This is a genomic window from Maribellus comscasis (assembly GCF_009762775.1).
Taxonomy (GTDB): Bacteria; Bacteroidota; Bacteroidia; order Bacteroidales; family Prolixibacteraceae; genus Draconibacterium; species Draconibacterium comscasis.
Map to the genome: position 1 here is coordinate 1,193,843 of NZ_CP046401.1, position 26,843 is coordinate 1,220,685.

A 26,843-nucleotide genomic window follows, 5' to 3' on the forward strand; every position below is an offset into this window, starting at 1 on the left:
ACTCCCTGACAGGCTACCAAATCAAACCGAAGGTTAAAATATAATCTCCTACTCTCTTTTAAGCTAAAAAGCTTATTCCAGGATAATGTTTCATTCTACTGTAACTGATTTCGCCAGATTTCGGGGCTGGTCAACATTACATCCACGCAACAGTGCAATGTGGTAGGCGAGCAACTGCAAAGGTAAAACTGCCAGGAGCGGCGCCAAAGCCGGGTGCGATTTTGGAATCTCAATAACATCGTTTGCCATTTCTTTTAATCCTTTGTCTCCCTCGGTTACAATAGCAATTACATTTCCTTTCCGTGCTTTTACCTCTTGAATATTACTTACAATTTTTTCATAATATGCATCGTGAGGGGCAACCACAACTACCGGCAAATTATCGTCTACCAAAGCAATTGGTCCGTGTTTCATTTCGCCGGCTGCATAACCTTCAGCATGGATATATGAAATCTCTTTCAGTTTCAAAGCACCTTCCAAAGCCACAGGGAACAAATATCCGCGTCCCAAATACAATGCATTTACAGCGTCTTTATATTTTTCGGCCACCTGTTTAATCGCTTCATTATTTTCCAGAACCTGCTTTCCTTTTTCCGGAATTTGCGACAACTCTTTCACCAGTTCCTGGTATTCTTCTTCGCCAATATTACCTTTTGCCTTCGCGAGTTTTAAGGCAAACATGGTTAAAACTGTTACCTGCGCAGTAAATGCTTTTGTTGAGGCAACGCCAATTTCAACTCCGGCATGCGTATAAACTCCGGCATCGGTTTCACGTGAAAGCGATGAACCTACCACATTACAAATTCCCAAAACCAGCGCACCTTTTTCTTTTGCCAGATGCAATGCCGCCATTGTATCGGCAGTTTCACCACTCTGACTGATAAAAATAACAGCATCTTTTTCAGTCAAAACAGGCTTTCTGTACCTGAACTCCGAAGCATATTCCACCTCTACCGGAACACGGGCATATTCTTCGAGCATGTATTCTCCAATCAAGGCTGCATGCCACGATGTTCCGCAGCCCACAATAACAATCCGTTCGGCTTCCATAATCCGTGGAAACACGTTTAACAAACCGCCAAGAACGATTTCTGAATATTCAGGTTTTAAGCGGCCACGGAATGTTTCTTCAATGGTTTTGGGTTGTTCATAAATTTCTTTCAGCATAAAATGTTCAAAATCACCTTTATCGAGTTCTCCAATTTCAAGGTCAAGATTGGTTATTTTCATTGAAACCGGGTTATTTTGAATATTTTTCAATGTAAAATTATTCTTGTCAAGTACAGCAACATCTTCATCGTTCAGATAGACAACATGGTTTGTAAATTCGGCAATTGGAGAGGCATCACTGGCAACAAAATATTCGCCATTTCCCAGGCCAACCACCAAAGGACTTCCTTTGCGGGCCACAACAATTTTATCTTTTTCTTCGCTGCATAAAACCGCAATTCCGTAGGCTCCAACCACCTTTGAAAGCGCAAGTTGAACCGCAGTTTCAGCACTGATATCGTCAGCCTGATTGTAGAAAAATTCAATTAAATTGGCCAGCACTTCGGTATCGGTTTCGCTTGAAAACACAAAACCATGTTTAACAAGATCTTCTTTCAGCCGGGCATAGTTTTCAATTATCCCATTGTGAACAACAGAAAACTTCCCATTCATTGATAAATGAGGATGAGCATTTGCATCACTTGGTTCGCCGTGGGTTGCCCATCGGGTATGACCAATGCCAACATTACCTTGCACTTTTTGCGAAAGAACAAATTCCTCTAACTCACCTACTTTACCTTGCTGTTTATAAACATCCAGTGTTCCGTTTAAAATGGCAACCCCTGCTGAATCGTAACCACGGTACTCCAATCGCTTTAATCCATTTATCAAAACAGGAAATGCTTCCTTGTTACCAATATAACCTACAATTCCACACATATTTGATTTATTATCTGGTGATTAATCCTGATTCACGTAAACTCGTTTGCTTATTGTTTTTTTCATCCGGCTTATGAGCTCTTCTCCCAATCTTTCTTTCGTCTCCATATGCACTTTTATAGCCTTTACCGTAACATTCTCTTCAAATTCTCCTCTAACTTGTGTAAAGTCCATTTCCCTGTCGCCATTTTGCCCGTCAACTCCAAAACCGGTCATTTTAGTAAGCGAAAACTCTTTTTGTGCGTCTTCATAGAGCAGCCTGTCAATTCCCAAAACGCTTCCTTTCCATTTTTCAACAATATCAATAACATCCTCGGCTGTAAAATCCTCCGGTTTCCGGCAGTAATACCTTCCCAAAACATCATGCGCCCAGGTCCATTCGTAATTGTAATAATTTTTATGCAGTGCTGTCAGGGCTGAATTAACTTCTTCCAATGAGGTTATGACTTTATCTTCAATAGACTTTAAAAGATTATTCAAAGCTTCATAGGGACAAATAAGACCTGATAAGTCGACCCACAAACCAACTCCCAGCGCTGTGTCTTTTTTCATTGTTTCACGAATCTCATCATTATTTTGATACTCTTTCCCCTGAAGGCGGGTTATCAGTGAGTTACCCAAAAATTTCCAGATGGCCATTTCATACAAATCAATTCCACGATCCAAAGCCTTCTTTTCGATTTTCATTTTTTCGTAGCTGTACTCGCTGGCAAATTCACCCGATGTCTTTCGGATGGCTTTCAATTTTTTCCTTCCATTCATCATTTTCTGAATGGTGTAAGGACTAAGCAAATTAAAATTGATTAAATCAAGCAGGTTTGAATCTTTCCGGTTATCGCGTTTTGGCCACTTTTGCGAATCGCGAATAGTACCTATACTTTTTAGGTTTATAGCAGGCACAAGAATACTCTCATCTTTACTCTCAATAAGATATGAAAATGGGAAATCAGTAGTATCACTGTGTTTATAATGCCGCCCCATCACAAGCGAAAATGCTCCAATTCGCGAAGGCCACAAAACATAAGAGTCGCTGGTTGTTTTGGCGCCTCGCTCCATAATTCCCTGGTGGATAGGCCCCAGCTTATACAAATGATTACTTTGATTGGAACCACTTCCTGCATTTAAAAAAGAATACATTCCGGCAATGAGCAAAGTGGATTTATGATGCGTTACCGTGTACGGCCCGGCAAATATGGAACATGCCTCTCCGTGAAACCCCTGACAGTTGGCAAAAAACAATGAGTTTACCGCTGAATAGTGTTTATCAAGGATACACCCCTGACCGATAAAACATTTTGCAACCAGCGTTGCATCAGTAACGCGGGAGCCGGAACATACAATAAAATCCTCCATTATCACACCTTCACCTATCTCCACCGGTGCTTCAAAATTACTGTTAATGCTGCCATTCTTCAATTTTTTACCGCCGTCAACAACGGTTGCCGGTCCCATTTTCACATTTAAAATAGTATTGCAGTTTATAATTCTCGAATGTGCACCAATCACTCCAACATCATTTTTTACGTAGCCGGAATATTCATCCACCATTTGAACCAGGGCTTCCACCAGCTTAGGACGGTGGCGGTACAAAGCCATCATATAGGCAACATGTGTTGAAAGATGATCATAAATTGGAATTTCGCGACCACCTCCCTCGTTAATTGTCTCAACACGAATTCCGTTTCCAAAGGTAGTTTCACCGTCAACTGCAACCGTGGTTACATTGTGGATAATCACACCTTCTCCAATATTGTAATTAGCAATATAACTCCGCACATTGTGAATAAGTGCATTCTTTCCTACTTCGCAATTGTGCAACCAGGCATTGTAAATTCCGGCCTTAAAAGTTATACCACCTATTAACTCAACTGTTTGACTAAAACTGTTTAACCGGATATGACCTGTTAGCTTGCAGTTCTCAACATTATCGGGAATAAAATCATTTGAAACTCTTACAAGACTCCAGTCAGTGGAAGAACACCCCTGATGCACCAACTGACCTATTTCTTCATCATATAACGAACGGTAAGATTTTTTTTCTGTGAATTTGGACATGTTTATCTTTTTAGAATGCTTCAAATATATTTTAAATCAATCTAAAAACATAATAAAAAAACAATACATCAACTCATACATAATCCAATAAAAACATACAATATTAATATAAATAAATATAAAACAACATATTAAAGAACATAATAACACTACAAATAAAATATACAAATACAAATAAACACTACAATAAACAGAAATTCAAATGTGGTCTACATATTCCTTTAAGCGTTCCTCCCGTTGAAGTTTCAATTTTTTACGAAGCCTGCCTCTGGAGACTTCAACACTTTTGGAATTGATATTTTGCAAACCGGCAATTTCCTTACTTGAAAGACCGAGACGAAGATAAGAACACAACTTTTCTTCTTTTGAGCTTAAATTCGGGTGTTTAAGTTTTAGCCTGTCGATGAAACCAGGGTGCAAATTCTCGAGCTGTTGAACAACCATTTCCCAATCGACTGGTGATATAGAAACACTTTCCAATGTTTTCAACAGAGCGGATGCTTTTTGATGAGCCTGTTGAGAAGTCCCCGAAACAAGTTTTTTTAGCTGTTTCTGAACCAATGCCAAAAGTTCGTTTTTTTGCGAAAGCTGCAACAAAGAGGATATCACTTCACGCTCCTTGTTGTCCAATTTCGATTTCATTCGCCATTTTGCGCGGTTTTCGAATTCTTTTCCTTCTGAAAGTTCCTGAATATGTCCCAACGCTCTCTTCAAACGAGTGATGTCATGTACAGAAGCTCGAATTCCCAAATATCTTCCTTGTTTATTATATACTCCACGCACATTCACCGAACACCAGCAAAGTTGTTTATGGCGGGTCAAAATACGAAACTCCAGTGATTGGTTCATTATTAACTGGTTGAGCGAATCGGAAATAAAATGGTTAAATTTTTCCCTGTCTGGCTCATAAATCAATAAAACACTAATATTTTCGGAAGCAATCACCTGGTTTGCAGTAAAACCTGTTAAGTCCTGGCAAGAAGGAGAACAATACTTTATTTTTCCCGACGGATCGAGCCACAACTCCCAGCCAAAAGTAAAATCGGCCACAAACTGATAAAACTGCCGCTGGTTCTTTTCTTCCTCCAACGCAGCCCGGATTTCCTCCAGCTCCATTTTTATTTCGGAAAGTTGCGTTTCAAAATCCTTTTCCTTCCTAAAACTATCGTCTCTGTTTTTTTGAATTACCATCAAAATACTTTCTGAAATTATTCTCTAAAAATACTACCTGAAGCCAGGAAAAGCAAACAAGAAAATATCTGTTGAAAAAGAAATATAAAAACTACATTTATGTAGGTTCCGCTTAAAATTTCTTACAAAAATGAAAGACTTCCATTCTTTTAATTAAGCTAAACTACTAAAAATCAACAAGTGATCTTTTATGGCACCGGGTTTGCCTGCTTTTTTGCATTCAAAAAATTAAAATATGAAAGTATTGCTACCTGTAAAAGATGATACAACGAGAAGGAACGAGGTTGCAGAGGGATTTCACAACCTCGGACATGTTTGTATTCACGACACTGATTTAAAAACGACGGAATGGATTTCGGCAAAAGAGATTAGCGAAACACCAGGCGGGCTGAACTCAGGGTTGTTGGAAAAAAATATTTTTTCCATCATAAGCATGAACATCACCCCCATGGTTTTGTCGATGTTTAACAGAAATGGCATAAACGTATTTAAAGCCCGGAGTTTTGATGTTGAAAAAAACATCAGGTTGTTTCAGGCAAGTGAACTGAAATCTTTTACAACAGAGGAATCAAGACTTATCTCTTCATCATCGTGTAATAGCAACTCATGCTCAAGCTGTGGTTCTACATGCAATTAAAATAAAAAAGTATGGCACTTGGAAAAGCAATAAAATTTGTAAAACAGATAGGAGTTGATAATGAACTCCGTAAATCATGCTATAAATACAATTCGAAAGAAGAACTTCTAAAAAAGCTCGATTTCAACGAAGGCGAGTTTGAAGATGCCATTAATATGGAACTGGTAAAATGCCAGACATATGAGCAGGCCGAACGTTTTCAGCAACTAAAAATGTGGTTTTTAATCCTTTAAAATTAACAATATGAAATTTAGAAATCTTGAAGCTGTACGAGCAATTGTAAAAGAAGCTACAGGACTTGATATTACTTATGCCTATGATGATTTAGTCTTCCCTGAACATATGGCCTTTTTAATCCAGTTTGACGACAGCAACGATAAAAATTTATTTTGCTTTTTCCATGTCGATTGTAATCCTAATGATAAAAAGGATTTGTACAGCCGAATGACTGAGGTTTCTTCAGAAAATAATTATTCGCTTGTAAACAAGGGAATCTTTAATCTTTCGCAAAAAGGAGAAGATGTCGAAATCAGATTTCGGCGTTAACACCTTTCAAAAAAAGAAATAAAAGAGTTTATCGTGTCTAGGTATTTTTTGATTTCGGACGAATAATCAATCGTAATGATTGATCGTAGGTCATATAATTCCAGAGCCAGTTAATAAAAATAACAAGTCGGTTTTTTACACCTACAATCGACATCAGGTGGACAAACATCCACACCAGCCAGGCGGGAAAACCTGAAAATTTGAATCCGGGCAAATCAACTACTGCGCGGTTTCGCCCTACAGTTGCCATTGAACCTTTGTCGCGATATTGAAACGGAACCAGGTTGTTCCCGTTTTTAATATTTATCAGATTTTTTGCCAACAGAGCTGCCTGCTGGAGCGCAACCTGTGCGACCTGCGGATGCCCTTTGGGATAATCTTTTGTTTCCGTGTATGCGATATCGCCAATTGCAAAAATTTCGGGAAAGTCTTCTAAGCGATTGAATTCATCGACTTTTAAGCGATTACCTGCAACTATATTGTCAGCAGAGATTCCGTCGGGCATTTGGCCTTTCACTCCGGCCGCCCAAATTAAGGTTCGTGTTTGGAAATTCTCCTGATCTTCAAGCTCAATTTCCTTTCCATCGTAACTCTTTACTTTGTGATTTAACTTTACTTTTACTCCCAGACTGGTAAGGTATTCGAGCGCTTTTACACCAGCCTCCCGGCTCATTCCGTGCAAAAGCTGTTCATTGGCTTCTACAAGAGTAATTGTCATTAAATTAAAATCCAAATCGGGGTAATCTTTGGGAAGGACAAATTTTTTCATTTCTGCAAGTGCCCCGCATACTTCAACACCGGTTGGTCCACCTCCAACAACTACTATGCTCAGCAAACGATCAATTTCGTCCGGATCACGAAGTGTTACCGCTGTCTCAAAATTTTCAAGCAGCTTATTTCGTAAAAACAAAGCCTCCGAAGTTGACTTCATAGGAATACCATTCTTTTCAAAACTATCTACGCCAAAAAAGTTGGTTGTAGCACCCGAGGCAATCACCAGGTAATCATACCAAGCTGTCCCCAGGCTGGTTTCAATAATCTTCTCCTGCGGGTTAATTTTTTTTACTTCGGCAACCCGGATAAATACATTCTTTACTTTTTGAAAAACCTTTCGTAAAGGAAAAGAAATTGAACTCGGCTCCAAACCAGATGTAGCCACCTGGTAAAACAGCGGCTGAAACTGATGATAGTTGTTCCTGTCGATTAATACGATTTGAAAATCGTGTTTATATAATTTTCGTGCCAGCCGCAATCCGGCAAATCCGGCACCAATAATCAGAACTCGGGGCTGACTTGTTTCTGGAATATTTACGGGCATTGTTTTTTGCTTTTGTCACCATTTCAACAATACTTTAAATAGATTGTTTTCCTTTAAGTAAGACTACACAATGAATTAATATTTTCTTAAAACCAGAATTTTAAAATAAGCATAACTCAATCTCCAACCGAGTTAAACATTTTGCAAAACCACAAACCCACTTATATGCTTTTTGAAATAAATATTAAAATTTTATTATCAAAATGACAACATCGAAGACAATAACTATCATTATGTAATTAATTTTCTTATTTTTAATTATTCACAAAGGGTTAAACAAATTTCCAAAGGAATGAAAACAGGGGAAGAGACAAAAAAAAACGGATTATTTAACAACTATCCGAAAATTCAAAATATGTTTGATGAAGTATTTTCTGCAAACGGAAAGGTGCTCGAATACTATCAACAGTTGATTTCTACATTTGATACGATTAACGACACCGAATACGAAATCATCAACGAATCGGCAAAAAACTCTTTTCTGAACCAGGGAATTACCTTTGCAACATATAACGAAAATCCCAAAGGAGTGGAAAGGATATTTCCATTTGATCTTTTCCCGCGAATTATCCACAAGTCAGAATGGAATACCATTGAAAAAGGATTACTACAGCGAGGGCATGCTATAAACCTGTTTTTACACGATTTATACCACGACAAAAAAATACTGAAAGATAAAATCATTCCGGCTGATTTGGTTTTTTCGTCGGCACACATGTTAAAAGAAATGAACGGTTTTACTCCTCCGGGTGGAAGCTACTGCCATATTTCAGGTACCGATCTTATCCGGCACTCAGACGGAAACTACTATATTCTTGAGGATAATATTCGCTGTCCGTCTGGTGTAAGTTATGTACTTGCAAACCGTGAGGCAATGAAACGCACGCTTTCACACATTTTTAAGCAGTTCGATGTTTCAACAATTGTAGAATATCCTTCAGCGTTGTTAAAACTTTTACACTCGGTACGCCCTGCGGGTGTTGATGAACCGGTTTGTGTTGTTCTCACTCCGGGAATGTATAATTCTGCATATTACGAACATTCTGCGCTGGCACAAAAAATGGGAGTTGAGCTGGTTGAAGGGCGAGATTTGTTTGTTGACCAGGATTTTGTTTACATGAACACGATTGAAGGTCCCGTTAAGGTTGATGTAATTTACCGCCGTATTGACGACGCATTTATCGATCCGCTGGTTTTTATGCCTGGATCAGTTTTGGGAGTACCCGGGTTAATGGGTGCTTACCGGAAAGGGAACGTTACTCTGGTGAATGCTCCCGGGACAGGGGTTGCTGACGACAAAGCAGTGTACACATTTATTCCGGATGTTATAAAATACTATTTAGGCGAAGATCCTATTTTAAGTAATGTTCCCACATATCGTTGCAACATCGAAAAAGAAGCTAAATATGTTCTGGAAAACCTTGATAAACTAGTAGTTAAGCCGGTCGATCAATCAGGAGGATATGGAATATTTATCGGAACAAAAGAGACAAAAGAAAATATCGAGAAACAAAAAAAAATAATAAAGAAAAATCCGCGCGGATACATTGCTCAGCCTATCATGAACTTGTCGTTACATTCAACTTATATTGAAGGGAAAAAAACATTTGAACCCCGGCATCTCGATCTACGGACATTTAGCCTAATCGGGAATAAATATGAATTTGTTTTAAAGGGGGGTTTATCGCGTGTGGCGTTAAAAGAAGGAAGTTTGATTGTTAATTCTTCGCAGGGAGGTGGCTCAAAAGACACCTGGATAGTAGATTAAAAAGTAGTTAGTTATTTCTTCTAAAATCAAAAGAATACAATGTTATCAAGAGCAGCAGAAAATCTTTTTTGGATGGGCAGGTACCTCGAGCGCACCGAACACCTGGCAAGATATATCAATGTTGAATATTTTTCTTCACTTGACAGTTCACACCCAAAACAACACGAACTGGCACTGTTGTCAATTGCTGATATGATTGGTTTCCCCGTACCGGAAATGGGTGAAAACATCAACGAGGAAGAGGTACTTGTTGCTGCAGCTTTAGACGACAACAATCCGGTATCGATTGTATCTGCGGTATTTATGGCACGTGAAAATGCGCGCAGTGTACGCGACGCAATTTCCACAGAATTGTGGGAAGCCATCAATAATTTCTACCATTTTATTGCCAATTATCCCGTAGATATTTATAAAACAAAAGGACTATCAGATTTTACGTATAATGTTATCGGCAGCTGTTCAAATGTACGCGGAAGGATTCAATATACTTTACTGTATAATGTGGGCTGGTATTTTATTCAGCTTGGCCTTTTTCTGGAAAGTGCTTCACAGGTTGTACGAATCATGATTAGCAAACTAAATGATATCAATGAAATCAGTAAACTGAAGATTGGAGATGCCATACACGAACGCGAATGGGATGTTTTGCTTGATTGTGTTGAGGCAAAAGACATGTGCAATAAATATTATACAAGTATTCCCAACCGGCAGAATACAATAGAATTTCTTTTGTTTAACAAATCTTTTCCGCGGTCGGTAGTGAACCGATTGGATATGGCGCTTGATTGTATTAGCAAAATTTCGCCGGAACATTCATTAAATAAAAAGAGTCTTCATTTTAAAGTTGCCAAAATTATTACGCCGTTTCAATATATGGATGTTGATGAAATTGATGATAAATTAACTGAATTTCTGGAAGATTTATTATCAAAAATTTATTTAATTAGCGACCTGATTGCTGATGAATATTTTAAATAGAAATGCCTGTCTATCAAATAACTTATCACACAACCAATGAGTATTCTGAATTCATTCACGAGGCCATACTCGAATTTCTGGTATTTCCGGCAAGTATTCCCGGTCAAAAAATAAAAAGTATTCATTTCGAACACCAACCTGTTTCACAATATTATACCAGCGAAAATTGTTTTGGATTTGAATTTTTACGTTTCAGAATTAAAAATCTGGAAAAAAATTTCTCTTTTACCTTGAAAGCATCTGTTGAAAAAGAAGAGAGTAATCCTTTTGAATTTTCATTTTTGCCGGCAGAAGAAGAATACAAAATAATAAACACTCCCGGGTTCCAAATCGATAATTATCTTTTTCTGAATATTGGTGAACATACTCAAATCCCGGTTGAATTTGATTTTCCAAAAAAAGAAAAAACAGAAGGAGTTTTTCAGTTTGTTCAACAGGTCAATCAGTTTGTACACTCGGAAATAAAATACGACAACTCAGTAGACGATCCTCATCGATTACTTCAGTCAACCATTAACGAAAGACGTGGTGTTTGCCAGGATTATGCGCATTTAATGCTGGCTATTTTGCGGAACAATAAAATTCCGGCCCGATATGTAAGCGGTTATTTAAACCCGGGCGAAAATGCTGTAGGAGCAAGTGCGGTTCATGCCTGGGTTGAAGTCCTGGTTCCAGGTGCCGGATGGATCGGTTTCGATCCCACCAATAACCTGCTGGAAGATCATCATTATATAAAAATTGCACATGGTGTTGACATCAACGATTGCACAACCTTAAAAGGAGTAATAAAAGGACGCGGAACAAACCAAACCAATTACCACGTTTTGGTTGAAGAACAAAATAAAGAATCAAATCAATGACATACTGTTTAGGAATCCGTTTAAAAGAAGGGCTGGTAGCTTTAAGCGACACCCGAATAACTTCAGGTAACCAAACCGTTACTGCAAAAAAATACAAATTATATAAAAAAGGCGACTACAACATTTTCCTGATGACTTCGGGTTTGCGTTCGGTGCGCGACAAAACACTGACTTATTTTTCTGAAATAATGGAAGAAAAGTTAAAAGATATGACGCGAATGCACCAGGTGGTTAATGCGCTGGGTGAACAGATAAAACGTGTTGCCAAAGAAGACAAAAAAATGCTGGAGGACAGTGGTATTGAATTTAGCATAAATACCATTGTTGGAGGGCAATTGGATGGTGACGAAGAACAGAAACTATATCTCTTATATCCGCAGGGAAACTGGATAAAAATTGGCAAAGGTTATCCTTTTACTATTATTGGAAATTCAGGGTACGGAACACCGGTTTTACGTCGAACCATAAATTATTATGAATCGAGTATCCGTTTTGCACTAAAAACAGGCTTTTTGTCTTTTGACTCGACTCGGGTTTCTGCCAACGATGTAGGTTTTCCAATCGACGTAATTGTATATCCAAAAGGAAGTAAAAACCTGATTGTAAAACGTTTTGAAGAAAGAGAGCTTTCTGAAATATCACACCTTTGGGGCGACAAGCTCACGCAGGCTGTTCAGGAAATTCCGGATGACTGGGCGGATAGTGTAATTCATAACACAGATTAAGTCTCAAAAAATAGTCAACCTTCAATTTTCAGAGAAAAACCTAATTCTGTCATTTTTATTTCAATTCCATCTTTAATGCAGCTCAATACATTTGTAATGATCTTATTTGGCCTTATCCAAATATGGAAAGTTTTGTCATTCCTTTTATAACTCAATAACCAATTCGCATTCTCAAGCGGAATCCTTAAATTTTCAGTATTATGAGTGAAATTATTACGAAAATAAAACAACCAGTCTTTTTTAAATCTTTCTATGAATCTTGAATCATATTTTATTTGTCTTAAAACAAATTTACTTAAATCAATACCTAACAATAATTGCTCATATGATTCTTTTTCCTTTATCAAATTCAGAAAATTGAAGAAACTCTGTTTAACTCCAAATTCAGGATTATAATATTTATCATATAGTTCTTTTAATTCTTCTCTTAAACCTTTTTCAGGAAAGTTTCTAATCAATAGTTCTAATTCATCAACCTTTCCATCCTTTTTGTTTAACCAATCTTGAAATGTTATATACTCATTCTTTTGCCCTAGCGAATCAAAACAAGTAAGCCCCAAATATAAAAGCACTCCGAATACACCAAACCCTATTTTTGATTCCTTTTCAACAAGTTCTTTTATCATTAAATATCGATCGGCGACTTTCAATATCAGAAGAAAATGACGCTCGCTATTATTAAACTTTTGAGGTTCATTTAAAATTTTATCTAGATGTAATCTGAATAAAATCAAAGATTTTTCATCCATTTCGAAGATTGCTGAAATCACATTAGAAAACTTCTCAGCATACAATCCCTGAAACTTCTCATTATTTTGCACTTTCCTTCCACCTAATCCTAGAATGGGCTCGTTGTCAGCCTTCAGATCTCCATAATTCATCATATACATATAATATGTTATCTACAAATATAATGAGAATAAAGGTAGTCGATAAAAGAGCCCAAGTTGTCGAATGAAATTTGCAATCAAAAAAAATTACTCCACCCTCAACCCGGTCACCAAAGTTTTCTTCTGAAGCGAAATCCAGGTCAGGCCAAAAATCCAGAAAAAACCATTGACTAAAATCAATGCGGTGATTATAGACACCGTGCTGAAAGACGCATCGGAATTAGTGGATAAAAATGCAGGAAGCGTAGCTACCACTGCGGTTATAAAACCGATGATTACACCGGTTACCAATAAAATTAAATATTCAGTAGTTATAATTTTAAAAATAGGTTTATTGTTAAAACCAATGGCCTGCATCACCGAAATTTCGCGGCGGCGTTCCAAAAGTGTCCGGGCCAGAATTACTGCCAAACCAATGGTTCCTAGTATTAATCCCAAAGCTCCTAACGCCAGAAAAATGGAAAGGTAAGTATTTGTTACCGAGTAAAATTCAACCAAACGTCTGGCTGTCGACTCCATTTCCCATCCATAATCGCGAAAAACAGACTGAAGCTCGTCTCCTATTTGCTGCGCATTTTCCGGATCTCCATCAATCAAAAAAATATGAGAGCCACTGTTTGTTGGATAATTTTTTAAAAAATTCTGATTACCAATAAGCACGTACCCCTGAAAAATAGAAGGTGTTGTTCCTGCAATCAATTTTAACTGCAGCGTGTCTCCCAGTTCGTTTTGATATAAAAGTACATCGCCCACTTTTTTGCCAAGTCCCCATTGAATTACCGTTTGATCGGCAATAGCAGGAATCGTTCCGTCATCAAATGTTTGATTCAAAACTTGCCAGGGCTCCTCGTCTCCCAATTCTTTCATTTTTGCAGCAAAAGAAAAACGTCCTTGCAAGGTCTCTGAATCAACACCTAAAATTGCCGGTTGAGATATTCGGTTGAGGTTTAAACAACTGGCATCGTCACCTTCCACCTTCCGAAACTGAACGGCATTAAATTCCTCAAAGATACCTTCTTCCGCCCGCTTTTCCTGATTATTCAAATCAAATAAAACAGGCATTGTAGTTTCTGCAAAATAAAGAAATCCACCCGTTCCGCTTGATTTCTTTTGCGCATTAGCAAATAAATCCATTTTATATGAACCGGTAGAAATTACGATAAAAGTTCCCAGAGCGAACAGAATCACAACCGTTAATGAACGTCCTTTATTCCTTGAAAGATTAAGCTGCGCCAGCCGCCCCAAGCCAAGTTCGTTCTTTTTCCGGTTTTCAAGCTTAATGATAAAACGTCGGAATAAAAGAAGCAAACCAATTAACAGCAATCCGCCAATGGTAAAAAACAAAGAGGAATCCATTTGTTTGGAAAAGAAAACCTGGTAAATAAAAATGGCTACTGAAACAACCAGTGTTACAAACATAATTGTATTCCAGATTGTTTCTTTAGTTTTATTTTTTGCTGTCGATGTTTCTTTCTGAAGCTCAGCAGTTTTTTGTTTCTGAAAACGGGACACCGAAATAAATATGGCAGCCAGCGATACCAGCAAACTAATTACTAATCCCAGACCAACTGTCGTCGGATAAATTTTAATCAGCAAAACATCGGTGCGGACAATATCAAACCACAGCGTATTCAAAATTTTAAAAACCAGCTGGGTATAAAATACCGACACAATTATTCCTAAAATTCCACCAAACAGTGCAACAATAAGACCTTCCCACAAATAAAACCCTCGTACCTGCTTCTGCTTAAATCCCAATGCATCGAGCAGTCCAACCTGCGAGGAACGGGTTTCCAGATTTAAACGGAACAACAATGAAGTGAGCACAACTCCTGCAACCAACAAAAAGAAACTCAGTCCGATAAAAAGCCCGCTAAAATCAGTTCCGTTCTTTGCTGCACTTACGCCCATTTCACGGATAGGCTCGACTGATATTCCCAAATCGCCTGGTGTAATATTTTCAGCAAAAACTTTTTTATATTCTTCAAGGTCAAAAGAATTTACCGAGTAACGTACTGCCGTATAATCACCAAAGCGGTTTGACCAAATTTCCAAAGCTTTCTCCAACGAAATATATGCTTTGGGTGCTCCTTTATAATCATTCCAATAATCTTCATCTTTATCGCGAATGGCATCCAAATCTATAGGAACACCGGCTTCCCATTCGCGACAATGACCTGCATCTGAAAGTCCGGGAAGATTGGGAATCCGTGTGCTGTCTGCCCAACCGGGAACCATTGGGACAATTTTTGTTAAAAGAAAATCAGACTTTTTCTCAATCAGCTTACGGAGTGGGCCAATTTCCCAGTATTTTAGCCGGATGGAATCGCCAACCTGAACACCCAAATCATTTGCCGCCCATTGATTCAGAATAATCTCATCTTTGTTCGATCGGGAAACCAAAGTTGAAACAAAAGAATATGGGATCCCGGCTTTATTTTCCTGACTTCCGGCTTCCAACTTCGAAACTTCATTAACAAAATAGGTTAACATCGGCTGGGAGCTTGGCAATTTTTGAAGTGTTTTCGCCACTTTTTCTTCCATAAATACACGCTCGGTAGAGACTTCTATTTCGTCGGTGGCTTCAATATCTTTTAGTTTCAAACCTGCATCAGAGGGAGTCAGACAATTTTTTACAGCTTGAGACACTTCTGCAGTTTCCAGATTGGTTGAAATAAGAATCTGATTTGCTTTTCCTTCAAATTCCATTAACTGATTTAACTGCGAAATGGGAAGGAAAATATTGTAGGGAGCTGTTTGTGAATTTTTTAAACTAAACCGTCCCAACTCATCCCGTTGAACAATTTGTTTAACCGTTGCCCGCAATGAAACGCTGGTTTCTTCTGCTGAGATAAACGGCGCGTTCAGTGGAATTAAACTGGCCTTTTTTACTCGTACCAGTAAATTGTCACCCTCATTTATTTCAAGCCGCTCAGCCAAATTCCGACTTACGATTATTTCATTGTTTTGAATTTCAGAAAAAACAGTTGTTTTTGAAATCTTTTCGAAATCCTTATCAACGCCAACAATCTGTACTTTATTTGCACGGCGCTGACCACCGTCGGCCACAGCAACACCCTCAAGAAGCAAAACCGGCGCAGCCTCAATTTGCGGATTGTCAGCTTCTATTTCTTCTGCCATTTCCTGCCGGAAATAACGTTCTGCAACCGTCACCAGATGCGTTGTGTTTCCGAGCCGGTAAAATGTAGATTGCTCCAAGCTATAACGTACCGAATCGCCAATAATGAGCGAACCGGTTAAAACCATGGTACTCACTACCACTCCCAAAGCTACCAGCAAGTTGGCTTTAAAATAATGAAAGAATGTTTTTATTATGTATTGAAGTTTGGTCATAATCACCCCTCCCGGCTTCGCCGTACTCCCCTCAATTAGGGGAGAAAATTTCTATTCCAAATTACCTTTTCGTATTGTAAACTTTTTATCCATTTGCTCTGCCAAAACCGACGAGTGTGTTACGGTTACCAAAGTCACACCTTCATCATCGCTCAACTGCTTTAGCAAATCGGTTAAAGCAGTGGCATTTTCTTCATCGAGCGCGCCCGTTGGTTCGTCGGCCAGTATTAATTTGGGTTTATTGATTAATGCGCGGATCACCGCAGTTCTCTGACACTCTCCTCCCGACATCTCTGATGGTTTCTGGTATCGCTGTTCCCAAATTCCCACTTTTTTAATCAGATACTCGGCCCAGTCTTTTTGCTCTTTTGAAATTTTATTTCCCTGTGGCAAAAGCGGCAACAGCACATTTTCCCATAAACTAAGCTGCGGCATTAAATGGTGCAACTGAAAAACAAAACCCAGATGTTTATTTCGAAAAGTCGCTAATTCTGTTTTTGAATACCCGGTAATTTCTTTCCCTTCAAAAAGAATTCTGCCGGATTCCGGCTGGTCGAGCGCTCCAATCAGATTCAGCAAAGTTGTCTTCCCAGAACCACTTGGCCCAACGATAGCCACTTTCGTTCCCTGTGCTAATTCAAAATTTAAATCTTTCAGAACCGCCCGGTAACTGTGTGTCCCCGGTTCACCGTATCCTTTTGTTATGTTTTGTAGTTGTAGTAGCATTTTTTCTCTGTCACCCTAAGCGTAGTCGAAGGGTGTTTTATTTTATTTGTTATTCATGCTTCGACTCCGTTCAGGGTGACGAAGACTTTCGTATAAAGTTATAATTTCTTTGGCGTGATTATGAATATTGAACTTTTTAGTTACTCCTTCATAAGCATTTTTGCTCAATTCTTCCAGTTTTTCCGGATTCGATAACAACTCAGCCCAGGTTTCACTCAGCTTTTGCGGTGTATTTGGCATGTAATTAACACCTCCGCCAGAGAGTTCAACAATTTCAGGAAATGCACCCAATGCAGGTTGCACAACCGGAACACCGGAAGCCATGGATTCAATCATGTACATTCCAAAGGCTTCTCCAATTCGCACAGGCACCGAAACCAACGAAACCCTTTTGAAAAAATCATTCACTTCTTTTCCTTCAAAATCGGGTAAAATTTCAAATGAATTCAGTAAGTTGTTTTCCTTTAGTTTATGTTTTTGTTCTTTATTAAATTTTGTATCATCGCCTGTAGAACCGCCTGTGGCAATCAATTTCACATCTTCAAAGCCGGGTTTCTTTTTCAATTCAATAAACGCATCAACCACAATATCAAAACCGTCTTTGTGGCACATCCGCGAAATATAACCGACATTCCTTTCTTTTTCCTTTGTCGAAATATACTCGTAATCTTCAATATCAACGCCCAAATGAATCGTAGTAATTTTCTCATCCGAAAGATTCATCCGCTCTTTCATAACGCCGGCAAAAAAGTCGCTCACAGAAACCAGCATATCCACATCCTCCGCCCGCTCGTGCATCAAGTCCCAGATTTTCTTCTGAAATTTAGGTTGCATGGGGTCAATCCAAACATCCTCATCCTGCAAGGTACAAAGCACCGGAACGCCAATTTTTTCTTTCAAACGACGAGCAAGTCCTAGAAGCAGTGCATTCGATATGTGAATAATATCGGGCTGACAATGTTCGGCAATCCAGGTTACCATGTGGTCGAGTTCTTCTTTTTGCTGCCCTTCTTCGCCCAAAAGCATGGAAACAGTCATGTCTTCCAATCCTTTAGCTCGCGTAGAACCTGCCATGGAAGCTGCCATTTTCATCATCGGTTTTGAGTTTAACAATTTGTCCAACCACGCCGGCGCTTTCCGAAAAATCGGATACACTTGTTTCAGATACAAACTGATGGCGCCGTAAAAAATGGGCACTTCCGAAATATCATGTTCATCAGCAAACAGTGGCAGATACATGGGAATTTTCGTCACTTTATGGCCTTCAGCGCGCAAAGCATTAAAATATTTGCTGTCGCGAAGACAGTTTCCACAATAAAAACTGCCTCCGGAACCCGGAATGATTTGTATGATGTTCATAATAAGAAGCCCCTCCAACTCCCCAAAAGGGGAGAGTTTTAAGAATTCATAATTATATTAAATTTTATCTTTTTTACTAAATTCCAATTTCTCCCCTTGGGGGAGATTAAGAGGGGCTTTATTCCCCAAAACAGTACACGTTTCCATCGTAAGCCCCTACAAAAATCCTCCCTGAAGCAACGGCAGGATTACTTATTATCTGGCTGCCGATTTCATAACTCCAAACCAATTTCCCGTCTGAAAGGTTCACAATTGCCAGATCACCACGCATATTGCCAATAATCACTTTATCTTTTACAACTACCGGCGATGCTTCTACCTGCCGACCGGTATTGTATTCCCACATTTTTTCGCCTGAATTTTTATCAAAACAATACAAAAACTTGTTGTAATTGGCAGTCAGAACTTTGTCGCCAATCAACGCGGGAGAAGCAATAAACTGCAAGTGCGTTTTATCATCTTCCCAAACCCAGGTTGTCTTTTTTGTTTTCAAATCCACCTGAAAAAAACGGCCATCATAATCGCCTATGTAAGCTTTATCGTTTTCCACCGCAACGGAACCTGCAACATATGTAGCTACATCGATTTTTTCGTCGAGTTTACCGGTAGCGACATCTACAACATGTAAAAAACCATCGCAGCCGCCAAACATCGCCTTTCCGTTGGCACTGGCCGCTGCACCGTTTATATAGTTATCTGATTCATATTTCCACTTTACATCTCCGGTTTTGCCATCTACACAGTGCAGATAGAAATCGTAGCTTCCAACAAAAACGAATGTGGTTTTCCCGTCGCTCCACCAATTAGGCGAACCAATTATCTGATTTTCACATTCATATTCCCACAATTTATTACCCGACTTTAAATCAAGCGCATACAACATTCCATCCAGGTTTCCAATATAAACCACACCTTCATGAATCAGCGCCGGAGCTTCGATGGTATTGTTTGTTTCAAATTTCCAAAGGAGTTTTCCATTCATGCCAAGACAATACACAAAACCATCGGTGGAACCGACCACAACCTTTCCATCTTCTACTACGGGAGCCGATTTAATATTATCTCCGGTTTGAAAAGTCCACAATAATTTGGGACTGTCGGGGATTGTCGTTTCTGAAACACCTGTTAAATGCTGATTACCACGAAAAATGGGCCAAGAATTACCTGATTGGGCAAAAGTTTGAAATGCCAAGCAAATTGAAACTGTTATAAGTAATAATTTTTTCATCTTTATTTTTTTTGACCACAGAGGGCACAGAAAAATTAAACCTCCCTCATCGAAATCGCTCCCGTTGGACATGCATTTGCCACTTTTTCAGCAGTTGCTGTCAAGCCTTGTTCTAACTCTTCGTTGAAAGGGATTCCAATTTCCACATCAAAACCACGACCGATATATGTGAAACCAAACTTCTCAGTATATTTTTCTGTGAGGCGAACACAAATACCACATTTAATACATTTCTGTGGTTCATAAACAACCGAACCATGATTCATTTTTTTTGTGATATTACGCCGCTCACTGGTTTTAAATCGTTTTTGATCCGCCTGATATTTATCTGAATATGTCCGTAATTTACAATCATCGATGGCGCGACAATCGCAGTGCAGACAACGCTTTGCTTCTGCGATAGCTTCTTCCACTGTAAACCCGGCATTCCCTCCCTCTTCCGGGAAAGTTCTTTTCTCAGCAACAGATTCCTTTAAATATTCAGCAAACTCGGTTGCTACCAATTTCCCAAAACGAGAATTAAACAAACGTAGCTCTCCTTTTGGTTCCTGTCCCTTAATATATTGAAGTACGGAAAAAGCAACCTCTTTTCCCTGCCCAACAGAACGTACTGCTAGTCGCGATGAACGTAATACATTTCCAATCGCAAATACATTTTTTTCAGATGTTTGGTATGAATTCCGGTCTGCAACAACTCCTTTTGGGGTAGCTTTCAATCCAAATCTTTCTGAATTTTCAGAAACTGTTCCGGTAGCTATAATTACGGCATCAAATTCCTTTTTCAACGATTCAAACGCTGTTGCACTGATTTCTTTTCCACCCAAAAATTCAACTCCGGTTTTCAAAATCACGTCAATTTCTTTATCCAGGACTTCCTTTGGCAAAATTTCGTCTTTGATTTCTGTTCTAAGGAGTCCGCCGGCTTTTTCATTTTTTTCCAACAAAGTAACCTGAATGCCTTTTAATTGCAGATAGTAAGCGGCAGCCAATCCTGCAGGTCCAGCTCCGATTACAACCACTTTTTTTCCTGATTTTTCAACCGGAACTATTTTAGGAGAATCTCCTTCATCGCCTACAAATCGTTTCAACAAACAGATAGAAACAGGTTCATCCACCGTTTTTCGGTGACAAGCTCCTTCGCACGGAGCAGGGCAGATACGCCCCAGAACAGCGGGCAAAGCGATATCTTGCTTAACTACTTCCAAGGATTCATCAAACTTTCCGGTAGCAATTAAACGATTCATTAAAGGAATGTTCATGTGCGCCGGACAAGCCACCTGACATGGTGCTTCGCAGTCGCCGGTGTGCTCGCTTAACAAAAGCTCGAGCGCTGTTTGGCGCGCCTCCTTAATTTCTGTATCATCAGTAACAACTTCCAATCCTTCAGTTGCTTTCACCGAGCATGAAGGGAAAAGTTTTCCATTTTTTTTATCTTTTACCAAACACAACATACAGGAAGTAAAATGCTCCAGTTCATCGTGCCAGCACAAATTAGGAATATCAATGCCCATTTTCTGTGCAGCTTTCATCACTGAAGTTCCTTCTTCTACCTGAATTTCCGTGTTATTTATTTTGACTGTAATCATTGTCTTTCTGCTCGTTTCAGATTCATTCTTATTCAATATGCTTTTTCAAAACAGGATACAGTTCCCGGGCAATATTCATAAAACCTAAATCGGTTAAATGAACACCGTCAACCGTCGCTTCCTGACTATCCCCAATTAAATCGTCAGCTTTTACGTAAAAAACATTCTTGTCGCCCTTTGCCTTTTGTTCTTTGAAAATCTGCTTCAACGTTTCATTTTTCTCCAAGATTAGTTTATGAACATTTTGATCAAAATACATGTACGGATACAAAATATTTTCAATCATTATTATTGGAATTTCCTGATTCATCTTGCGAATTGTCTCATAAAACCGAACATATTTTTCATTCATTAATTCAGTCGTTACATTCGGCAAACAATCAATAACAAAACAGGAAGCATCAATAGCTGCCATTGCTTCCGCTACTTCAAGATCAAGTTTCCCATTGCCACTAAAACCAAGGTTAACAATCTCCCGATCCAACATTCGCGACAAAATATTCGGATAAGCCATCCCAGCCCGGGACGCACAACCTCCCTGGGTAATACTTGTTCCATAAAAAACGACAGGTTTTCCTTTTTTGGGGGAATTTATTTCCGGCGGCAAAATCTCTGCATTTTCAGCCACACCAATCTCTATACTTTCCAAACCATCATACAATGGCAAATACAACATGTACTCCTTTTCTTGTTTCGGCATATTTTGAATAATTACCACCTTTGAGACTTTTGCCGAAGGACGTGCAGAGTTTACAAATTGCCATTCGCCGTTTTCAAGACAATACAAATCCAACCCTTTGATTCCGGTCATTGTAAAATGATTCATAAAAGCGTCGTTGGTTACTTCCCACTCTGCTCCGATAACCGTTGAATTGGTGCGAAAACGGATTGCTAAACCGCTACAGTTTTTCGACAAATTCCACACCGGCGGGCGGGTTATTTTTTCCAATCGTGCCGGCAAACGGTCATACCGGTTTTGAGTATCTTCGAACCCTTTCCCAATCAATGGAAGAGTAGCCGCATCAACATATTTTAAACTATCTGCAGAAATTGCCATTCCCGCTATCGGGAAAATTAAAATCAAAGAAAGTATTAAATATTTCATCTTTTTAGTATTCTTCAGATTACTCAATTTATTCATTTTGATACACAAACCTTTTTTTATTTGACGTCAATTGCATCAACCGGGCAAGCAGCACGGCAAGAATCGCATTTAATACACAACTCGGTATCAATGCTGTGTTTCTCGTGTGGTGTAAACGGAATGGCATCTACCGGGCATTTTTGCACACATTTCGTACAGCCAATACAATTATCGTTTACCGAATAAGTTATCAACTCAGTGCATTTTCCGGTTGGACAAACTCCATTGATGTGCGCCTCATACTCGTCTCTAAAATATTTCAAGGTACTCAACACCGGATTTGGCGCTGTTTTTCCGAGACCGCACAAACTTCCTTTTTTTGTCCACTCGGCCAATTTCTCCAGGTCTTCGATATCTCCTTGTTTGCCTTTCCCTTTTGTAATATTATCCAGAATATCGAGCATACGTTTTGTTCCCACACGGCAGAACGTACATTTTCCACAAGATTCTTCCTGAGTGAACGACAAAAAATAACGGGCAATATCCACCATACAATCGGTGTCGTCGAGTACAACTAAACCACCTGACCCCATCATAGCCCCCATCTCACTTAACGATTCATAATTGATTGGAATATCTGCATGTTCAGCAGGAATACAGCCGCCGGAAGGACCGCCAATTTGCACCGCCTTAAACTTTCGGCCGTTGGCAATTCCGCCGCCAATTTCGTCAATTACCTGTTTAATACTGATTCCCATAGGAACCTCTATCAAACCGCCACGAGCAACTTTACCGGCCAGCGCAAAAACTTTTGTTCCGGTACTTTTCCCAACTCCAATCGAAGAAAATTTTTCAGAACCTTCGCGCAAAATATAAGAAATTTGTGCAAAAGTTTCAGTGTTGTTTACCAAGGTTGGAAATCCCCACAACCCACTTTCAGCCGGGAATGGTGGCCGAATTCTCGGAAAGCCGCGTTTCCCCTCAATCGAAGCCATTAAAGCGGATTCCTCTCCACAAACAAATGCACCTGCACCTTCGTATATCATTAGCTCAAAACCGAAATCAGTGCCAAGAATATTTTCTCCCAGCAAATTATTCTCTTTGCATATTTTCAATGCCTCACGAATTCGTTTTACCGCCAGCGGATATTCAGCGCGGATATATAAATAACCGTGACTGATTTCAGCAGCAAAGGCCGCAATCAAAATCCCTTCAATTACGCGATAAGGGTATGACTCAAGCAGCATCCGATCCATAAATGCACCGGGGTCACCTTCATCCCCGTTACAAATCAGATATTTTGTATCGTTTTTTTGTTTTTTTACCAATTCCCACTTAATCCCCGTAGGAAAACCAGCTCCTCCGCGCCCACGAATTCCACTGTCTTTCACTTCCCGGATTACTTCATCAGGAGACATCGATTCAATTACTTTTTTTAATGCAGTAAAACCTCCGCGCTTTTTATATTCGTTAATATCCAGCGGATTAATCATTCCTCGATATTCCGTAGCAATTGGAATTTGTTTTCCAAGAAAAGAAGCGACAGGTTTTTCGCGCATACTTATTTCGTAGCGTTCAATACCATCCCAGTTACGATCGGTTTGAATATCTTCTACCAAATGCAGCAATTTGTTTTTGGTTTTGGTGAAAAAGCCTGGTGCTTCAAAGTGTGATTCGACAATGTTTTTCACATCCTCAGGCTTTACCTTGGCATACAAGGTTGGCTCACCTTCGTTTGGAACAACCTCAACAAGAGGAACCTGGTGGCACATCCCCACACAACCGACATGTTTGAGGTTTACACGCAGTCCACTTTCATTTACAACGCTTTCCACTTCCCCCCTAATTTCTTCACTACCACTAGCCACACAACAAGAACCGAGTCCAATCCGGATCTCCCCCTTGATTTCCGAGCCATCAGCTTTTCTTGCTTTTTTCGGATTTTTATTTCCTTTGTTGCTTTCAAAATCTGCAATAATCTGCCCCACCTGGTCTGTGGCTACATGTCCATATGTTATATTATCAATCTGAACTACCGGTGCCAATGTGCAACATCCCAAACAACTTACTTTCTCCAGCGTATATTTTCCTGATTCCTCTGTATTTACACCCTCCGGCAACTTTAATTCGCGACGGAATGCATCGTAAACCTGAACTGCTCCTTTTACATGACAAGCAGTTCCCACACAAACTTTAACCATGTGTTCACCAACCGGTTGCAACCTAAACTGCGAATAAAAACTAGCTACACCAATAATATCCGAAGCCGTAATAGATGTTTTCTCGGCCACATACCGTAATACATCCTCAGGCAGATAATTATATTCTTTCTGAATAGCCTGTAAAATCGGAATCAAGCTCTTTTTTGTGAAACCTTTCTCCTGAATTAACTGGTCAATATTTTGAAAATTATTTGTCATATTATTTTTTGCAAAAACAGAAATACATTACGATTCTTTCTTCTTAAAAATGACACGTAAAGGCAACATTATTCCGACACCGAAACATATTCCTGCAAAAAACCCAACAATTTCTTCGTCCCAATTAATGGTCGAGTTTTCCAACAAAAAGTGAATAACAATTGCCGACAAAATCAATAAAACCGATACTGCTATTGTAGTTATTTTATTCATTTTTTTTAAGTCTCAGTTTTAACAAATCATCTTATTTGCCGATACAATATAAATTGTTTTCTCCGCGGATATAAATATATCCGTCCATATAAGCCGGGGTTGTTCCGGCAGTTTCACCGAGTTCATTTTCGCTGATTTTTTTCATTTCCTTTGAACACTCATAAATCCGCATTACTCCGTCGTTATCCATCAAATACATTTTCTCATCGGCAATGGTCGGCGACGAATAGATAGCAGAACCGGTATCATCTTCCCAATATTCCTCTCCGGTTTTCAAATCATAGCAAACAATAACACCATAACTTGTTGCAATAAACAAAAGCCCGTTATAAGCTACCGGACTTGAAGCCTCGGGCAAATACATATCGTCTTCCCAGAGCGTTTCTCCCGTTTTTATATCAATGGCAACCATTCTTGCATATTCATTGGCTGCCACAACAATTCCATCTGAATAAGCCACCGAAGGACCAACTTCACCCATCATACAATCCACTGACCACAGTTCCTTTCCTGTTTCCACATCGTACCCCGCAACAATGGGATCAGCCGTTAAAACCAACTGGTATTTGCCATCAACTTCTGCCAAAACAGGGCTGGCCCACGAAATCTTAGACTGTCTTACGGTTTCCCAGGCTGTATTTCCGGTTGCGGCTTCTAATGCTATAACCTTACCACCACGATTGGTATCAAACTGAACAAAAAGCTTGTTTGCCCAGGTAATCAATGATGAAGAATGCCCGTAGTGATTTTCCGGAACTCCCAGATTTTTTGCCCAAACACGGTTCCCGTTCATATCAAAAGCAACAACATCACCTGTAGCAAAAATGGCATAAACCCGTTTTCCATCAGTTGTTAAAGTGGAGGCTGAAAGACCAGTATCTGGTGTAACCCGGGGCATTGAGGACGGAGACCCCTGAATATTATCGGCCTTTGCTGTCCACAGCAATTTCCCGTCGGCCCGACTATAGCAATATATTTCCCGACTGGAAGCATCGGCACCGGCAATAAATATTTTATCTCCCCAAATTACAGGAGAGTTAAATCCATGTTTTGGAGTGGGTGATTTCCAAACTACATTTGTTCCGGCAGTTCCGTCCCATTCGGTAGGTATATTTTTACTGTAACTTATTCCCTGGGCCAAGGGACCTCGAAATGAGTTGTAATTTTTGCGAATTTCGGCGAAGAAATTGTTGGAAGTTGCCGCTGTTGCAGGTTTGGGTTCTGTTTTCTCCACCGCTTTTTCTTCATTCTCATTGGCTCCGGAATCCACCTCTTTTTCTGCTGAAGTTTCCACGGGTTGCGAACGTTCAGGTGTCGGTTCCTGAAGAGCTTGTTCCGGTTCACTTTCGGTATCTGGCTCCTCAACATTTTCACCAACTTCAATCACTTCGATCCCCTCATCTTCCGGGGTCGGCACAGCCTGCGCAACACTATTTTCTGCATCGTAATAATTTAAATGATTTACAGTAGCAAACGAAGCTCCCAGCCCCAAAACAAGCACTAACGCGCCAACTATTATTATTCCTTTTTGCGCCAAAATCCTACTGGCAATTTCATTCTCATGCTGTGTATCAGGCGCTTCAATTTTTGATTTCAAAGAATAATAGTACCGCAGTGCGAGAGCCAAAACAATGGCTCCGAACAATAGAAGATATGCGCCTGTTTTTACCTGCCACTGACTATTAAAATAAGCTTTTCTGGCCAACAGGTCGAAATTACGGATTTCTGCCTTTAATTCTTCGTTGTTGGGTTCCTGTTTTAATCGTTCCACCAAAGCTTCAATTACTTTACTTTCTGTCGGGTCGCTTTTTGACATCTGCCAAAAGTTTAGAAGCAACAACAACGCTACAGTAACGCAAAAAATGCCGGAAAATACTGCTACGTTTTGTGAAAGTTTGATTTTATCTTTTAGTTCCATTTTATGTTTGTTCCTTTTTAATCCTGGTTTCTTTTTGCGGCGCATTGTTCCCGTCTTT

The 26,843-nt window shown here is 39.5% G+C and carries 21 protein-coding genes; 7 read left to right on the forward strand and 14 right to left on the reverse strand.

Annotation, left to right across the window (positions count from 1 at the left end; genetic code table 11):
* Window positions 1-90 precede the first annotated feature (90 nt).
* The 3 genes from glmS to GM418_RS04945 form a co-directional block, all read right to left on the reverse strand.
* Window positions 91-1,929: a glutamine--fructose-6-phosphate transaminase (isomerizing) gene (gene glmS, locus GM418_RS04935; RefSeq protein WP_158863742.1), complete on the reverse strand. Its 1,839-nt coding sequence runs from the start codon at window positions 1,927-1,929 to the stop codon at window positions 91-93.
* A 21-nt stretch (window positions 1,930-1,950) separates the two neighbouring features.
* Entirely contained in the window at window positions 1,951-3,984 is a 2,034-nt protein-coding gene (locus GM418_RS04940) for a DUF4954 family protein (protein WP_158863744.1), read from the reverse strand.
* 198 nt (window positions 3,985-4,182) lie between these two features.
* A complete protein-coding gene (locus GM418_RS04945; RefSeq protein WP_158863746.1) occupies window positions 4,183-5,175 on the reverse strand; it encodes a PAS domain S-box protein in 993 nt (330 codons plus the stop codon).
* A 235-nt stretch (window positions 5,176-5,410) separates the two neighbouring features.
* Between GM418_RS04945 and GM418_RS04950 the strand changes: the two genes are divergently transcribed.
* From GM418_RS04950 to GM418_RS04960, 3 genes are read left to right on the forward strand one after another with little or no spacing between them, the layout of a single operon-like run.
* Entirely contained in the window at window positions 5,411-5,812 is a 402-nt protein-coding gene (locus tag GM418_RS04950; protein WP_158863748.1) for a NifB/NifX family molybdenum-iron cluster-binding protein, read from the forward strand.
* Between the two features lie 11 nt (window positions 5,813-5,823).
* On the forward strand, window positions 5,824-6,045 hold the full coding sequence (locus GM418_RS04955; RefSeq protein WP_158863750.1) for a hypothetical protein: 222 nt from the start codon (window positions 5,824-5,826) through the stop codon (window positions 6,043-6,045).
* Between the two features lie 10 nt (window positions 6,046-6,055).
* Entirely contained in the window at window positions 6,056-6,358 is a 303-nt protein-coding gene (locus tag GM418_RS04960) for a hypothetical protein (protein ID WP_158863751.1), read from the forward strand.
* A 37-nt stretch (window positions 6,359-6,395) separates the two neighbouring features.
* On the opposite strand, the gene GM418_RS04965 is transcribed toward GM418_RS04960, so the two are convergent.
* Window positions 6,396-7,676: an NAD(P)/FAD-dependent oxidoreductase gene (locus GM418_RS04965; protein WP_158863753.1), complete on the reverse strand. Its 1,281-nt coding sequence runs from the start codon at window positions 7,674-7,676 to the stop codon at window positions 6,396-6,398.
* Window positions 7,677-7,968: 292 nt separating this feature from the next.
* Between GM418_RS04965 and GM418_RS04970 the strand changes: the two genes are divergently transcribed.
* From GM418_RS04970 to GM418_RS04985, 4 genes are read left to right on the forward strand one after another with little or no spacing between them, the layout of a single operon-like run.
* Window positions 7,969-9,444, forward strand: coding sequence for a circularly permuted type 2 ATP-grasp protein (locus tag GM418_RS04970; protein ID WP_158863755.1), 1,476 nt, complete (start codon window positions 7,969-7,971; stop codon window positions 9,442-9,444).
* A 39-nt stretch (window positions 9,445-9,483) separates the two neighbouring features.
* Window positions 9,484-10,422, forward strand: a complete 939-nt coding sequence (locus tag GM418_RS04975; RefSeq protein WP_158863757.1) for an alpha-E domain-containing protein — start codon at window positions 9,484-9,486, stop codon at window positions 10,420-10,422.
* A gap of 2 nt (window positions 10,423-10,424) precedes the next feature.
* A complete protein-coding gene (locus tag GM418_RS04980; protein WP_158863759.1) occupies window positions 10,425-11,282 on the forward strand; it encodes a transglutaminase-like domain-containing protein in 858 nt (285 codons plus the stop codon).
* Window positions 11,279-12,007 carry a proteasome-type protease gene (locus GM418_RS04985; RefSeq protein ID WP_158863761.1) on the forward strand — a complete coding sequence of 243 codons (729 nt, stop codon included), beginning with the start codon at window positions 11,279-11,281 and terminating at the stop codon, window positions 12,005-12,007. The genes GM418_RS04980 and GM418_RS04985 overlap by 4 nt, the downstream gene beginning before the upstream one ends.
* A 14-nt stretch (window positions 12,008-12,021) precedes the next feature.
* Here GM418_RS04985 and GM418_RS04990 read toward each other — a convergent pair whose 3' ends face one another.
* The 10 genes from GM418_RS04990 to GM418_RS05035 form a co-directional block, all read right to left on the reverse strand.
* On the reverse strand, window positions 12,022-12,891 hold the full coding sequence (locus tag GM418_RS04990; protein ID WP_158863763.1) for a hypothetical protein: 870 nt from the start codon (window positions 12,889-12,891) through the stop codon (window positions 12,022-12,024).
* A gap of 93 nt (window positions 12,892-12,984) precedes the next feature.
* Window positions 12,985-16,251: an ABC transporter permease gene (locus tag GM418_RS04995; RefSeq protein ID WP_158863765.1), complete on the reverse strand. Its 3,267-nt coding sequence runs from the start codon at window positions 16,249-16,251 to the stop codon at window positions 12,985-12,987.
* Between the two features lie 51 nt (window positions 16,252-16,302).
* Window positions 16,303-16,977: an ABC transporter ATP-binding protein gene (locus tag GM418_RS05000; RefSeq protein ID WP_158863767.1), complete on the reverse strand. Its 675-nt coding sequence runs from the start codon at window positions 16,975-16,977 to the stop codon at window positions 16,303-16,305.
* A gap of 42 nt (window positions 16,978-17,019) precedes the next feature.
* Window positions 17,020-18,336, reverse strand: a complete 1,317-nt coding sequence (locus tag GM418_RS05005) for a glycosyltransferase family 4 protein (protein WP_158863769.1) — start codon at window positions 18,334-18,336, stop codon at window positions 17,020-17,022.
* Between the two features lie 118 nt (window positions 18,337-18,454).
* Window positions 18,455-19,564 carry an outer membrane protein assembly factor BamB family protein gene (locus GM418_RS05010; protein WP_158863771.1) on the reverse strand — a complete coding sequence of 370 codons (1,110 nt, stop codon included), beginning with the start codon at window positions 19,562-19,564 and terminating at the stop codon, window positions 18,455-18,457.
* Between the two features lie 35 nt (window positions 19,565-19,599).
* Window positions 19,600-21,150: an FAD-dependent oxidoreductase gene (locus GM418_RS05015; RefSeq protein ID WP_158863773.1), complete on the reverse strand. Its 1,551-nt coding sequence runs from the start codon at window positions 21,148-21,150 to the stop codon at window positions 19,600-19,602.
* A gap of 28 nt (window positions 21,151-21,178) precedes the next feature.
* Complete coding sequence (locus tag GM418_RS05020; RefSeq protein ID WP_158863775.1) at window positions 21,179-22,255, reverse strand: SGNH/GDSL hydrolase family protein; 1,077 nt, start codon at window positions 22,253-22,255, stop codon at window positions 21,179-21,181.
* Window positions 22,256-22,311: 56 nt separating this feature from the next.
* Window positions 22,312-24,654, reverse strand: coding sequence for an NAD(P)H-dependent oxidoreductase subunit E (locus GM418_RS05025; RefSeq protein ID WP_158863777.1), 2,343 nt, complete (start codon window positions 24,652-24,654; stop codon window positions 22,312-22,314).
* A gap of 27 nt (window positions 24,655-24,681) precedes the next feature.
* Window positions 24,682-24,867 carry a hypothetical protein gene (locus GM418_RS05030; RefSeq protein WP_158863779.1) on the reverse strand — a complete coding sequence of 62 codons (186 nt, stop codon included), beginning with the start codon at window positions 24,865-24,867 and terminating at the stop codon, window positions 24,682-24,684.
* 31 nt (window positions 24,868-24,898) lie between these two features.
* Window positions 24,899-26,683, reverse strand: a complete 1,785-nt coding sequence (locus tag GM418_RS05035) for an outer membrane protein assembly factor BamB family protein (protein WP_158863781.1) — start codon at window positions 26,681-26,683, stop codon at window positions 24,899-24,901.
* Window positions 26,684-26,843: the final 160 nt, after the last annotated feature.

Bases quoted from the DNA above. Each gene is read 5' to 3' on its own strand.
- glmS (WP_158863742.1), bottom strand. From the start codon at position 1,929: ATGTGTGGAATTGTAGGTTATATTGGTAACAAGGAAGCATTTCCTGTT.
- GM418_RS04940 (WP_158863744.1), bottom strand. From the start codon at position 3,984: ATGTCCAAATTCACAGAAAAAAAATCTTACCGTTCGTTATATGATGAA.
- GM418_RS04945 (WP_158863746.1), bottom strand. From the start codon at position 5,175: ATGGTAATTCAAAAAAACAGAGACGATAGTTTTAGGAAGGAAAAGGAT.
- GM418_RS04950 (WP_158863748.1), top strand. From the start codon at position 5,411: ATGAAAGTATTGCTACCTGTAAAAGATGATACAACGAGAAGGAACGAG.
- GM418_RS04955 (WP_158863750.1), top strand. From the start codon at position 5,824: ATGGCACTTGGAAAAGCAATAAAATTTGTAAAACAGATAGGAGTTGAT.
- GM418_RS04960 (WP_158863751.1), top strand. From the start codon at position 6,056: ATGAAATTTAGAAATCTTGAAGCTGTACGAGCAATTGTAAAAGAAGCT.
- GM418_RS04965 (WP_158863753.1), bottom strand. From the start codon at position 7,676: ATGCCCGTAAATATTCCAGAAACAAGTCAGCCCCGAGTTCTGATTATT.
- GM418_RS04970 (WP_158863755.1), top strand. From the start codon at position 7,969: ATGAAAACAGGGGAAGAGACAAAAAAAAACGGATTATTTAACAACTAT.
- GM418_RS04975 (WP_158863757.1), top strand. From the start codon at position 9,484: ATGTTATCAAGAGCAGCAGAAAATCTTTTTTGGATGGGCAGGTACCTC.
- GM418_RS04980 (WP_158863759.1), top strand. From the start codon at position 10,425: ATGCCTGTCTATCAAATAACTTATCACACAACCAATGAGTATTCTGAA.
- GM418_RS04985 (WP_158863761.1), top strand. From the start codon at position 11,279: ATGACATACTGTTTAGGAATCCGTTTAAAAGAAGGGCTGGTAGCTTTA.
- GM418_RS04990 (WP_158863763.1), bottom strand. From the start codon at position 12,891: ATGATGAATTATGGAGATCTGAAGGCTGACAACGAGCCCATTCTAGGA.
- GM418_RS04995 (WP_158863765.1), bottom strand. From the start codon at position 16,251: ATGACCAAACTTCAATACATAATAAAAACATTCTTTCATTATTTTAAA.
- GM418_RS05000 (WP_158863767.1), bottom strand. From the start codon at position 16,977: ATGCTACTACAACTACAAAACATAACAAAAGGATACGGTGAACCGGGG.
- GM418_RS05005 (WP_158863769.1), bottom strand. From the start codon at position 18,336: ATGAACATCATACAAATCATTCCGGGTTCCGGAGGCAGTTTTTATTGT.
- GM418_RS05010 (WP_158863771.1), bottom strand. From the start codon at position 19,564: ATGAAAAAATTATTACTTATAACAGTTTCAATTTGCTTGGCATTTCAA.
- GM418_RS05015 (WP_158863773.1), bottom strand. From the start codon at position 21,150: ATGATTACAGTCAAAATAAATAACACGGAAATTCAGGTAGAAGAAGGA.
- GM418_RS05020 (WP_158863775.1), bottom strand. From the start codon at position 22,255: ATGAAATATTTAATACTTTCTTTGATTTTAATTTTCCCGATAGCGGGA.
- GM418_RS05025 (WP_158863777.1), bottom strand. From the start codon at position 24,654: ATGACAAATAATTTTCAAAATATTGACCAGTTAATTCAGGAGAAAGGT.
- GM418_RS05030 (WP_158863779.1), bottom strand. From the start codon at position 24,867: ATGAATAAAATAACTACAATAGCAGTATCGGTTTTATTGATTTTGTCG.
- GM418_RS05035 (WP_158863781.1), bottom strand. From the start codon at position 26,683: ATGTCAAAAAGCGACCCGACAGAAAGTAAAGTAATTGAAGCTTTGGTG.